This is a genomic window from Cellulomonas palmilytica (genome assembly GCF_021590045.1).
Classification (GTDB): domain Bacteria; phylum Actinomycetota; class Actinomycetes; order Actinomycetales; family Cellulomonadaceae; genus Cellulomonas; species Cellulomonas palmilytica.
Genome location: NZ_CP062221.1, coordinates 1,762,306 through 1,773,894, shown reverse-complemented (window position 1 = coordinate 1,773,894; position 11,589 = coordinate 1,762,306). Strand labels below are relative to the sequence as shown.

The 11,589-nt window shown below is 75.6% G+C and carries 11 protein-coding genes; 2 read left to right on the top strand and 9 right to left on the bottom strand.

Features of this window, described 5'->3' with window-relative positions; all coding sequences use genetic code 11:
* Positions 1 to 4 precede the first annotated feature (4 nt).
* A complete protein-coding gene (locus tag F1D97_RS08140; RefSeq protein WP_236123320.1) occupies positions 5 to 421 on the bottom strand; it encodes a pilus assembly protein CpaE in 417 nt (138 codons plus the stop codon).
* Between the two features lie 71 nt (positions 422 to 492).
* Between F1D97_RS08140 and nrdI the strand changes: the two genes are divergently transcribed.
* Positions 493 to 918: a class Ib ribonucleoside-diphosphate reductase assembly flavoprotein NrdI gene (gene nrdI, locus F1D97_RS08135; protein WP_236123319.1), complete on the top strand. Its 426-nt coding sequence runs from the start codon at positions 493 to 495 to the stop codon at positions 916 to 918.
* A gap of 137 nt (positions 919 to 1,055) precedes the next feature.
* Here the strand turns inward: nrdI and F1D97_RS08130 are convergent, their stop codons facing one another.
* The 8 genes from F1D97_RS08130 to F1D97_RS08095 all read right to left on the bottom strand — a co-directional run bounded on the left by F1D97_RS08130 (position 1,056) and on the right by F1D97_RS08095 (position 10,482).
* Positions 1,056 to 2,513 (bottom strand): SPFH domain-containing protein, encoded by a 1,458-nt coding sequence (locus tag F1D97_RS08130; RefSeq protein ID WP_236123318.1) that lies wholly within the window; start codon positions 2,511 to 2,513, stop codon positions 1,056 to 1,058.
* A 93-nt stretch (positions 2,514 to 2,606) separates the two neighbouring features.
* Complete coding sequence (locus tag F1D97_RS08125; RefSeq protein WP_236123317.1) at positions 2,607 to 3,074, bottom strand: hypothetical protein; 468 nt, start codon at positions 3,072 to 3,074, stop codon at positions 2,607 to 2,609.
* Between the two features lie 160 nt (positions 3,075 to 3,234).
* Positions 3,235 to 4,065, bottom strand: a complete 831-nt coding sequence (locus F1D97_RS08120) for a GNAT family N-acetyltransferase (RefSeq protein WP_236123316.1) — start codon at positions 4,063 to 4,065, stop codon at positions 3,235 to 3,237.
* Entirely contained in the window at positions 4,062 to 6,374 is a 2,313-nt protein-coding gene (ligA, locus tag F1D97_RS08115) for an NAD-dependent DNA ligase LigA (protein ID WP_236123315.1), read from the bottom strand. The genes F1D97_RS08120 and ligA overlap by 4 nt, the downstream gene beginning before the upstream one ends.
* A gap of 45 nt (positions 6,375 to 6,419) precedes the next feature.
* The gene (locus F1D97_RS08110) at positions 6,420 to 6,899 is read right to left on the bottom strand and encodes a hypothetical protein (RefSeq protein WP_236123314.1); all 480 of its coding nucleotides are present in this window, start codon (positions 6,897 to 6,899) and stop codon (positions 6,420 to 6,422) included.
* A gap of 114 nt (positions 6,900 to 7,013) precedes the next feature.
* Positions 7,014 to 8,027 carry a uroporphyrinogen decarboxylase/cobalamine-independent methonine synthase family protein gene (locus F1D97_RS08105; RefSeq protein ID WP_236123313.1) on the bottom strand — a complete coding sequence of 338 codons (1,014 nt, stop codon included), beginning with the start codon at positions 8,025 to 8,027 and terminating at the stop codon, positions 7,014 to 7,016.
* Positions 8,024 to 9,238, bottom strand: coding sequence for a tRNA 2-thiouridine(34) synthase MnmA (mnmA, locus tag F1D97_RS08100; RefSeq protein WP_236123536.1), 1,215 nt, complete (start codon positions 9,236 to 9,238; stop codon positions 8,024 to 8,026). Before mnmA ends, F1D97_RS08105 begins: the two co-directional genes overlap by 4 nt.
* Complete coding sequence (locus F1D97_RS08095; RefSeq protein WP_255701592.1) at positions 9,238 to 10,482, bottom strand: cysteine desulfurase family protein; 1,245 nt, start codon at positions 10,480 to 10,482, stop codon at positions 9,238 to 9,240. The genes mnmA and F1D97_RS08095 overlap by 1 nt, the downstream gene beginning before the upstream one ends.
* Positions 10,483 to 10,587: 105 nt before the next feature.
* Between F1D97_RS08095 and F1D97_RS08090 the strand changes: the two genes are divergently transcribed.
* Positions 10,588 to 11,577, top strand: coding sequence for a phosphotransferase family protein (locus F1D97_RS08090; RefSeq protein ID WP_396022569.1), 990 nt, complete (start codon positions 10,588 to 10,590; stop codon positions 11,575 to 11,577).
* Positions 11,578 to 11,589: the final 12 nt, after the last annotated feature.

The window sequence follows — 11,589 nt, the reverse complement described above, 5'->3', positions numbered from 1 at the left end:
TGCGTCAGGTCCGGTCGACGGCCGCCTCGATCAGCGAGAGGAGCGCGAGCGCGTACGCGTCCTCCGCGTGCGCCGCGGTGAACACCTGCTCCGGGCGGCCCGCCCGCTCCACGAGCACCTGGAAGCTGCCGTCCGTCGAGCGCGCGAGCGAGCGGAACGTCCCGCCCAGGAGCTCGCGCAGCTGGTCCTCACGCGGCAGCCACACGGCGTCCTGCAGCGCCACGGAGTCCAGGGCCCACTCCGTGGTGCCGTTGAACCCCAGCACCGTGCCCGTCGGGTAGTGGTGCGCCTCGATCGTCATCTCGCTGACCGTGAAGACCTCGTCCATCCCGTCGACGAGCATGCCGAACCGGTCGCCCGAGGTCGGGTGCCAGTGCAGGCCGGTGGTCCGCAGCCGCAGGGCGAGGTCGCGTGAGATCACGCGCCCAGTATCGGGTGGACCGGGACCATCTGCCTGCGCGCGCGCCGGGACCGGGCGCGATCCTGACGCACGTGCGCGTCACCCCGGTCTACTACTACTCGTCGGCGAGCGGCCTCGTGCGGTCCTTCGCGCAGCGCCTCGAGCGCCCCGTGCACGACCTCGCGCAGCGCGACGTCCGGCTGTCCGAGGCCGACGGGCCGTGGGTGCTGCTCACGCCGTCGTACAAGACCGGCAACGACGCGAACGACACCATCCCCGAGGCCGTGCGCCGGTTCCTGCGCTCCGAGGTCAACCGCCGCCGGCTCGTCGGCGTGATCGGCTCCGGGAACCGGAACTTCGGGCGGTACTACCAGGACGCCGCGCGGCACGTCGCACGCGCGTCGGGCCGCCCCGTGCTGTTCGAGTTCGAGCTCGCGGGCACCCCGTGGGACGTCGAGGAGTGCCGCCGGATCCTGGCCGACCTCGACGCGGCGCTCGCCGCCGCCCCCGCGGTCTGACCCCCCGTCCCGGCGAGCGCGCACGTCCCTGCGCGAGCGCGCCCGCCGTGCGTGCGCAGTCGGGACCGGACGTGCGCGGTCAGCACGAGGGCCCGGGGCGACCGTTGCCGGTCGGCCCGGGCCCTCGTCGTGCGTCGTCAGCTCGTGTGGTTCACCGGGGTGCCGTTCACCGCCCCGCCCGCGATGCTCGCGACGAGCGCGTTGAGGTCGAGACCCGTGAGGGACTTCACGACCTCCTGGCCCTCGCCGAGCACCTGGCCCACGGTCTTCGTGACGGCGGACGCCCCGTCCGTCGAGACGACCGTGAGCTGGTCGATCGCGCCGATCGGCTCGGCCGCCGCCCGCACGATCTCCGGCAGCAGCGCGATGACCTGCTGCGCGAGGACCGCCTGGCCCTGCTCGCGCAGCGCGTCGGCCTGCGCGCGCGTCGCCTCGGCCTGCGCGAGACCCTCGGCCTTCGCGGCCGCGGCACGGGCCAGACCCAGCGCCTCGATCGCCTTCGCCTCGGCGAGCTGGCGGTCGCGCTCGGCGTTACCCGCGCGGATCGTCGCCTCGGCCGCGGCCTCGGCGTCCTGGACGGTCGCGATCTTATTCGCCTCGGCGACCTTCATGCGGCGGTACGCGTCGGCCTCCGCGGCCGCGTTCGCGGCGTCGCGCTCGGCGTTCGCCTGCTGGACCGCGGCGTACGCGGACGCCTCGGCCGGCTTGCGGACGTCGATGTCGAGCTGCTCCTCGGTGACCTTGGCCTTCTCGGCGAGCGCGTCGCGCTCCTGCAGCGCGACGAGCTTGTCCTGCTCGGCGCGCGCCAGCTGACCGGCCGCGTTCGCCTCGGCGTTGGCGCGGTCCGTCTCGGCCTTGATCGCGGCCTGCTTCAGGGCGAGGTCACGCTGCCGCTCGGCGATCGCCTCGGCGGCGACGATCTTCGCGAACTCGGAGACCTGCTGCGCCTCGGCCTCCTTGACCTCGGCGACCTGACGCGCACGAGCGGCCTCGGCACGACCCAGGTTCGCCAGGTAGTCCGAGCCGGGCGTGGAGATGTCCGAGATGTTGAGCAGGTCGACCTGCAGACCCTGCTCCGCGAGGTCCGTCTTGGTCGACGCGACGACCGCGTCCTGCAGGGACTTGCGGTCGGAGATGATCTGCTCGATCGTCATGTCGCCGATGATCGAGCGCAGCGAGCCCTCGAGGGACTCCTTGATGACATCCGTCAGCGTCGCCTGCTGCGACAGGAAGCGCTGGGCAGCGCGCCGCACACCCTCCTCGTCGCCGCGGACCTTGAAGTTGATCGAGGCCTTGATCGCGAGCTTGATGCGGTTCTTGTCGACGCCCTCGACCGTGATGCCGATCTGACGCTGCTCGAGCGAGATCGGGAAGCCCTGCTGCAGCACGGGCCACACGAAGACGCGCCCGCCGACGACGACGCGCTGGCCGCCGTCCCCCGCGTTCTTGCCGGCGCCGCGGCCGACGATGATGAGCGCCTCGTTGGGCGGCACGCGCCGGATGCGCTTGGTGATGAGCGTGATGACCGCGACGAACGCGATGACGAGCGCGAGGACGGCGAGGACCGCCGAACCGCTGCTGAGGAAGTCGGGCATGGTGTCCGGGTCGCCCCGGGCTCCTCTCTGTCGGCCCACGGCCCCTGCCGTGGGTGAGGGTGGACGGCGGGTGGTGCTGGTGGTGCGGACGCGTCAGACGCGGCGGACGTGCACACGCGAGCCGGAGACCCCGACGACGACGACGCGCGTCCCCGCCGAGAGCTCCTCGTCCGCCCACGCGAGCCGGCTCTCCAGGTCCCGCACCCCTTCGAGGCGGACCTCGCCGCCCTCCGGCCCCGTGGTCGCCGTGAGCACCCCGAAGGCCCCCTCGAGCGGGGGCGGCGGGGCGTCCTCGGACGCCGAGAGCCTGTTGATGACGGTCTGCGCGACGAATCCGGCGACGGCCGCGAAGGCCGCCGCGATCACGTACGCCCAGACGTCCGCGAGGTCCGCGGACTGCGCGAGCACGCCCGAGGCGCCGAACACGACGGCGCCGATGCCCACCGCGAGGCCGGAGATCCCGCCGTCGCCGATCTCGAACGACTCGAAGATCTCGCCGACGACCAGCGAGAGCACGAGCAGCAGGAGGCCGATGGCACCGACCACGAAGAAGACCGTCACGGGGAGCTACCTCTCTTGTCTCGCCGGGGATGGCGGGGCGTGCGTCCTCTGCGGCGGTCCGTGAAGAGCGTCCCAGCCGTGAGTAACGGAGCAGTATGACAGAGGCCAAGAGCGACCGTGGGCGATTTCCCCAGATCGCCTCGGACCGACGGCCTTCGCCTCAGCAGCCCCCGCCGGTCGACGACCCGTCGCGGGCGGGCCGCTCGAGGTAGCTGTACACGTCCACCTGGTCGAAGCCGAGGTCGCCGTACAGCGCCGCCGCACCCGCGTTGTGCGCCTCCACCTGCAGGAACGCGTGCGACGCCCCGTGCTCGCGCGCGACCTCCAGCGCGCGCAGCGTCAGGAGCCGCCCCAGCCCCCGACGTCGGTGCTCGGGGCGCACCGCGAGGCACGAGAGCGCACCCCACCGGCCCGCGCGCGCGACGCGGATGATGCCGACGAGCGCGTCACCGTCGTACGCCGCGAGGTGCCACGCGTCGCCGCCCGTGAGGATCGCCCGCGCCGTCGCGCGACGCCGGTCGTCGGGGTTCGCCGCGCCGCCCGTCTTGACGTCCAGGTGCAGGTCCAGCCACGCGTCGTCGGGATCGTGCGCGACCACGGTCCGCGCGGGACCCGTGGACGCCGTGCCGGGGAGGCCGGCGAGGTCGCGCGCGAGGACGTGGGCGAGGGAACGCTCGACCCACCCCCGCCCGTCGAGCTCGGCGCGCACCTCGTCCTGCAGCCCGGCCCGCCCGACGCGCATGACCGCGGGCAGGCCCGCGTCGGCGTACACCGCCTCGACCTCGTCGACCGCGGCGGCGACGCCCGCCGGCGGCGCCACCAGCGCCACCGCGCTGTTCGCGCGCCGCGTCAGCCCGCCCGACAGCCCCGCGCGCCAGCCCTGGCCGGTGACGACCAGGCGCACGGGCGGCCAGGTGGCCATCTCGGTCTCCACGCCCGGGACGAGCGCCGGGTCGACCTGCGCGGCCGCCCCGACGTCCCGCGCGCTCACGCGAGACCCTCCGGGCCGTCCGCGAGCAGCTGCTCGAAGCCCGCCTCGTCGAGGATCGTCAGGCCGAGCTCACGCGCCTTGGTCTCCTTGGACCCCGCGTTCTCCCCCACGACGACGAAGTCGGTCTTCTTCGAGACGGAGCCGGCCGCCTTGCCGCCGCGCACCAGGATCGCCTCCTTCGCCTCGTCGCGCGAGAACCGCTCGAGGCTGCCCGTCACCACGACCGTGAGGCCCTCGAGCGTGCGCTCGACGCCCGCGGCGGCCTCGTCGGCCATGACGACGCCCGCGTCGCGCCACCGGTCGACGACCTGCGCGTGCCACGGCGTCGCGAACCAGTCGGTGAGCGACTGCGCGATGGTCGGGCCCACGCCCTCGACGCCCGCGAGCCGCTCGGCCGCCGCCTGCGGGTCTCCCTCGACGACCTCGCGCAGCGCGGCCATGGAGCGGAACTCCTGCGCGAGCGCGCGTGCCGCCGTCGGGCCGACGTTGCGGATCGACAGCGCGACGAGCACCCGCCACAGCTCCTTGGTCTTGGCCAGGTCGAGCTGGTCGAGCAACGTCCGCGCGGCCTCCGACGGCTCCCAGTCGGGCAGCTCACGCCCCTCCGCCTCGGCGGCGGTGCGCTGCGCGCGGCTCCACGTCAGACGCCGGCGGAACGGTGTGCGCCGCCGCACGTTGCCGTCCTCGTCCTCGCGCGGCAGGCCCGTCTCCGGGTCACGTACGACGACCTCGATCTCCGCGAGCTTCGCGAGGCTCGCGGACCGCACGCGCTCGCGCTCCTCGTCGGACGCGTCCGTCTGGTAGCCCACGAGGTCGAACAGGTCCGCCTCGGTGCGCAGCGGCGGCGTCGCGGGCACGTCGGGCTGCGTGAGCGCCGCGGCGGTGACCTCACCGAGCGCCTCGATGTCGAGCGCGCCACGCGACCCGATGTGCTCGACCCGTCCGCGCACCTGCGCCGGGCAGGTCTCGGCGTTCGGGCAGCGCAGGTCCACGTCGCCCTCGCGCATGGGGCGCAGCGGCGTGCCGCACTCCGGGCAGTCCGCGGGCATGTGCCACTCGACGCGCGGCACGGTGTCGTCGGGGGCCTGCGGCGCGGGGCCCACGATCTCCGGGATCACGTCGCCCGCCTTGCGCAGCACGACCATGTCCCCGACCCGCACGCCCTTGGCCCGCACGACGTCCTGGTTGTGCAGCGTCGCCTGACGCACCGTCGAGCCCGAGACGAACACCGGCTCCATGACCGCGAACGGCGTCGCCCGCCCGGTGCGGCCGATGCCCACCTCGATCGCGACCAGGCGCGTGTTGACCTCCTCGGGCGGGTACTTGTACGCGATCGCCCAGCGCGGTGCGCGGCTCGTCGCGCCGAGCCGGCGCTGCAGACCGATCTCGTCGACCTTGAGCACGATGCCGTCGATCTCGTGCTCGACGTCGTGCCGGTGCTCGCCGTAGTACGCGATCATCTCGCGCACGCCGTCGAGCCCCTGGACCACGCGCGTGTGCGACGACGTGGGCACGCCCCAGCCCGCGAGCAGCTCGTACACCTGCGACTGGCGCGTGAGGTCGGCGGGGCGCGCGCCGTCGGCCCAGCGCAGCGCGCCGATGCCGTGCGCGTACATCCGCAGCGGCCGAGACGCGGTCACGCGCGGGTCCTTCTGCCGCAGCGAGCCCGCCGCGGCGTTGCGGGGGTTCGCGAACGGCGCCTTGCCCGCCGCGACCTGCGTCTCGTTGAGCGCCGAGAACGCCTCGACCGGCAGGAACACCTCGCCGCGGATCTCGATGAGGTCCGGGTGCGTGGCCGGGTCGCCCGCCAGGACGTCGGGGATCGTCGTGATGGTGCGGACGTTGAGCGTCACGTCCTCGCCCGTGCGCCCGTCGCCGCGCGTCGCGGCGCGCACCAGGCGGCCCTTCTCGTACAGCAGCGCGATCGCGAGGCCGTCGATCTTCAGCTCGCACAGGTAGTGCGGCGGCTCGTCGGTCTCCAGGTCGCGCTGCACGCGGTCCGCCCACGCGTGCACGTCCTCGTCGGAGAACGCGTTGTCCAGCGACAGCATGCGCTCGACGTGGTCGACCGCGGCGAACTCGGTGGAGAACGTGCCGCCGACGAGCTGCGTCGGCGAGTCGGGCGTGCGCAGTCCGGGGTACGTCTCCTCCAGCTCGCCGAGCTCCCGCAGCCGCGCGTCGTACTCCGCGTCCGACGAACTCGGGGCGTCCCGCACGTAGTAGGCGAACTGGTCGGCGCGGATGCGCTCCGCGAGCTCGTCCCAGCGGTGGCGTGCCTCGGGCGGGATCTCCTCGTTCGTCTGCGTCACCCGCCCATTGTGGCGGCGACCGGTGACACGCGCCGAGGGCGCCCGTCAGCGCTTCTCGCGCTGGCCCGGCTTGGCCCGGCGCGCGGCGATCAGCACGCCCGCGCAGGTGAGCACGCCGCCGACCGCCAGCACGAGCCCGACCCAGAACACCACGGGCGACGGCTGCGCGACCACGACGGTCTCCGGCGCGCCGTCGACGAGCCACGTGCACGTCGCGCGCGGCGGCAGGTACTCGTTGTCGACGGACGCGCCCTTGACCATGCCGCTCACGGCCTCGAGGCACGGCACGTCGCCCGACTCGCTCGCGTCGAGCGACTGCGAGCCGAGCGTGATCAGGGTGGTCAGCAGCATGACGATGCCGGCGAGCGCGGCGGCGCTCGCGACCAGCTGCACGAGCGGTCGCACCAGGCTCGGGCGCGCGCCCGCGGGGCTCCCCGTCGCACCGGCCGCGGGGCGGCTGCCGTTCGTCGTGCCCGACGCCGTCGCGCCGTCCGGTGTCGCGCTGCGCGCGTCTGCCTGGTCCACGTCTCTCCTCGCCTCTCGCGCTCGTCGCGCCCGTGCAGCGTACGACGAATCCTCGACCCTCCGGTGAGCCCCAGGACCCGTCCCGGACCCGCCGCGGGCCGGTCGTGCACGACCTCAGCCGTGCACGACCTCAGCCACCACGCGCGCCGCTCGCACCACGCCCGCGAGCGCGCCGCGCGCGTCGTCGGGCCCACCCGTGGGCTCGGGCGCGAGCAGCACGACGTCGTCGAGCCCGGCCACGGGCAGCCCGACCCGCCGCCACGGCTCGGTGAGCGTGCGTGCCTGGCCCACCGCGTCCGGGCCCGCGCACTGCGACGAGCGCTGCGGCGGCACGTGCGCCCACAGGCCCGTGCCCGCCTCGACGGCCTCCGCGACGCGCTCCCAGCCCGGCTCGTCGAGCGCCGCGACCTCGAGCGCGACCGCGTCCGCACCCGCCGCGCGCACGGCGGGGACGGTCGTCCACGCGGCGCCGCCGTGCACGACGACCGTGCTCGCACCGCCCGTGCGCGCCCCGCCGACCACGGTCCCCACGCGCTCGGCGGCCAGCGGGCCGGGCACCCGGCGCAGCCGCGCGTATCCGGAGAAGCTCGGCAGCACACCCGCGACGGCCTGCGCCAGCAGCGGCTCGTGCACGAGCACGACGGGCTCGGCTCCCGGGACCGCGCGCCGCACGGCCGCCAGGTGGTCGGCGACGCCCGCCGCGAGCGACTCCGCCAGGTCGCGCAGGGCGCCGGCGTCCGCGAGCGCGCGGTCGCCGCGCGCGAGGTACACGCTCGCCGCGAGCGTCACGGGTCCGAGCACGGGCACGATGAGCGGCCCCGCGTACCCGTGGCCCGCGATGGCGAGCGCGTCGAGGTCCTCACGTGTCACGGCGTGCGTGCGCGCCAGGTCCCCGCCGGGCCGGTCCGCGAGCTTCCAGCCGTGCGGGCCGAGCTCGGCGGGCACGTCGACGAGCAGCCCGACCGTGCGCCCTGCGAGCGTCGCCCACGGTCCGCGCGCGGGCAGGTGGACCGCGAACGGCAGCCCCCGGACCTCGGACGGGACGTCGACGAGGTCGCCGAGCACGGTCGTCTGCGCCTCGAGCACGTCCTCGCCGGGCCACGCCCCGGGGCCGCTGACCCCGATCACGCGGTGGCCCGCGCCGCGTGATCGTCAGCGGGCATGTCGGCGGGCAGGTCGGCGGGCACGTCGGCAGGCTCGGCAGCGGGCACGCCGGCCGGCCGGGTCCGCTCCGCGGACGTCACCGTGGCCTGCCCGAGCACGCGCGTGCCGGCGTACACGACGAGCGACTGCCCCGGCGCGACTCCGCGCAGCGGCTCGAGCAGCCGCACGGCCACGCGGCCGGCGTCGGCGGTCTCGACCGACGCGGCCACGGGTGCGCCGTGCGCGCGCACCTGCACCGTGACGGGCTCCGCCGCGGGCCCGGCCGACGGCGTCGCGCCCCCGCCGAGGCGCCCGACCTCGTCGTACCAGACGGCCCGGTCGGCCACCACGCGGTCGACGACGAGCTCGTCGGCCGACCCGACGACCACGCGGTTCGCCACGGGCTCGACGCGCAGCACGTAGCGCGGCCGCCCGTCCGCGGCGGGCCGCCCGAGCGCGAGCCCGCGCCGCTGCCCGACCGTGTAGGCGTACGCACCGTCGTGCGTGCCGACGACCTCGCCGGAGGAGTCCACGACCTCGCCCGGCCGGGCGCCGAGCCGGTCGCGCAGGAAGCCCTGGGTGTCGCCGTCGGCGACGAAGCAGATGTCGTAGGAGTCGGGCTTCGCCGAGACCGACAGCCCGCGCGCGGCGGCCTCGCGGCGCGTCTCCTCCTTGGACGCGACGTCCCCGAGCGGGAACAGCGACCGCGCGAGGCGCTCGGGTCCCATGACCGCGAGCACGTACGACTGGTCCTTCGCCGCATCGCGTGCGCGGTGCAGCTCGCGTGTGCCGTCGGCCCGCTCGACGACGCGCGCGTAGTGCCCCGTGCACACCGCGTCGAACCCGAGCGCGAGCGCCTTGTCGAGCAGCGTCGCGAACTTGATGTGCTCGTTGCAGCGCACGCACGGGTTGGGCGTGCGGCCGGCCGCGTACTCGGACAGGAAGTCCGCGACGACCGTCTCCTCGAAACGCTCGGACAGGTCCCACACGTAGTACGGGATGCCGAGGACGTCGGCCGCACGGCGCGCGTCGCCCGCGTCCTCGATCGAGCAGCAGCCGCGCGAGCCCGTGCGGAACTGGTCGCGCGTGCGGGACAGCGCCATGTGCACGCCGACGACGTCGTGCCCGGCGTCGACCGCGCGCGCGGCGGCGACCGCCGAGTCCACGCCGCCGGACAGGGCCGCGAGCACGCGCATCACGCCACCTCCTCGTCGTGCGACGTGCCCCGCCCCGACGGGGCCGCGTGCGACACGCTCGTCAGGCCCGCGGCCCGCGCGCGCTCCAGCACGCCCGGCAGCGCCGTGAGCAGCGCCGCGACGTCGTCGGACGTGGACGTGCGCCCGAGCGAGAACCGCAACGCACCGCGTGCGTCGTCCTCGTCGACGCCCATCGCGAGCAGCACGTGCGACGGCCGCGGCACGCCCGCCTGGCACGCCGAGCCCGTGGACGCCTCGACCCCGGCGGAGTCGAGCAGGTAGAGCAGCGAGTCGCCCTCGCAGCCCGGGAACGTCAGGTGCGCGTTGGCGGGCAGGCGTCGCGCGGGGTCGGCGGGGCCGCGCAGCACGGCGGTCGGGTCGATCGCGCGCACACCCGCGACGAGCTCGTCGCGCAGCGCCGCCAGCCGCGGGGCCGCGGTCTGGCGCGACGCCACGGCCTCCTCGACCGCGACCGCGAACGACGCGAGGAGCGCCGCGTCGAGCGTGCCGGAGCGCACGCCGCGCTCCTGCCCGCCGCCGTGCAGCACGGGCGTCAGCTCGAGGCCGCGGCGCGCGAGCAGCGCGCCCGTGCCGCCCGGCCCGCCGACCTTGTGCCCCGAGACCGTGAGCGCGTCGAGCCCGCTCGCCGCGAAGTCCACGGGCACCTGGCCCACGGCCTGCACGGCGTCGGCGTGCACCGGCATGCCGTACCGCCGCGCGAGCGCGACGACGTCGCCGAGCGGCTGCAGCGCGCCCACCTCGTTGTTCGCCCACATCACCGACAGCAGGGCGGCGTGCTCGGCGTTCGCGTCGAGCTCCGCGCGCAACGCGTCGAGGTCGACGACGCCCTCGTGGTCGACGGGCAGCAGCACGAGCTCCGCGCCCGCGTGCTCGGCCATCCAGAACGCGGGGTCGAGCACGGCGTGGTGCTCGACCGCGGAGACGAGGATCCGCCGGCGCGAGGGGTCCTGCGTGCGGCGCGCCCAGAACAGCCCCTTGATCGCGAGGTTGTCCGCCTCCGTGCCGCCCGACGTCCACAGCACCTCGCTCGGGCGCGCGCCCAGCGCCGCCGCGAACCGTTCACGCGCCTCCTCCACGACGCGCCGCGCCGCGCGCCCGGAGGCGTGCAGCGAGGACGGGTTGCCGGTGCGCGCGAGCTCGTCGGTGAGCACGCGGGCCGCCTCCGGCAGCATCGGCGTGGTCGCCGCGTGGTCGAGGTACACGGTCGGGCGGGCAGCGGTCACCCCAGGAGTCTACGAACCCCGTCCGAGGCGCCGGCGCGGGCGGCAGCGACGCGCTCCCCGGACGGGGGACGCACCCGCGGGGCCGGACCTGGCAGGATGTCGGCCGTGAGCGCCGACGACGACGTCCTGGCCATGCCGCTCGCCTTCAGCGGGCAGCGGCTGGACTGGCGCGACCTCCCCCGTCACGTGCGCGCCCGCATCAGCGAGCTCGCCGGCGCCGCGGTGACCGCCGAGACGGACGCGACGAGCGGCTTCTCCCCCGGCTTCGCCGCGGTGCTCGAGCTCGCCGACGGTCTCGACGTGTTCGTCAAGGCCGTCTCGCCCGAGCAGAACCCCCACTCGCCGCAGCTCGCGCGCGCCGAGATCCGCAACGCGGCAGCGCTCCCACCCGAGGCCAGCGCTCCGCGCCTGCTGTGGTCCGACGACGACGGCGAGTGGGTCGTCCTCGGCTTCGAGGTCGTGCACGGGCGCTCGCCTGAGCTGCCGTGGCGGCCGGACGACCTCGGCGAGGTGCTCGCGACGCTGACCCGGCTCGCGGAGGCGGAGCCCCTGCCCGGCCACGCGCTGCCGCGCACCGACGACCTGCTGGCCGAGGACTTCCAGGGCTGGCGCCGGCTCGCCGCGGGACCCGGGGCGGACGTGGACGCGCTCGCGCGCGACGGCGGGGACCTGGGCCGCTGGGCCGCGGACTCGCTCGAGCGACTCGTGCTCCTCGAGCAGGACGCGCTGCCGGCGTGCGCGGGCGACGCGCTGGTGCACGGCGACCTGCGGGCCGACAACGTGATGATCGACTCCGACCACGGCACGGTGTGGCTCATCGACTGGCCGCACGCGTCGGTCGGCGCGCCGTGGCTGGACCTGGCGTTCATGCTGCCGAGCGTCGCGCTGCAGGGCGGCGGGGACCCGGCGCGCGTCTTCCGCGACCACCCGCTGTCGGTCGGTGTGTCCGACGACGAGCTGCGGGCGTGCCTCGCGGGGCTCGCGGGCTACTTCGCGCACGCGAGCCTGCAGCCCGCTCCCCCGGGGATCCCGAACCTGCGCGCGTTCCAGCGCGCCCAGGCGTACGCGACGCTCGACTGGCTGCGCGGGACCTGACGAACCCGTCCC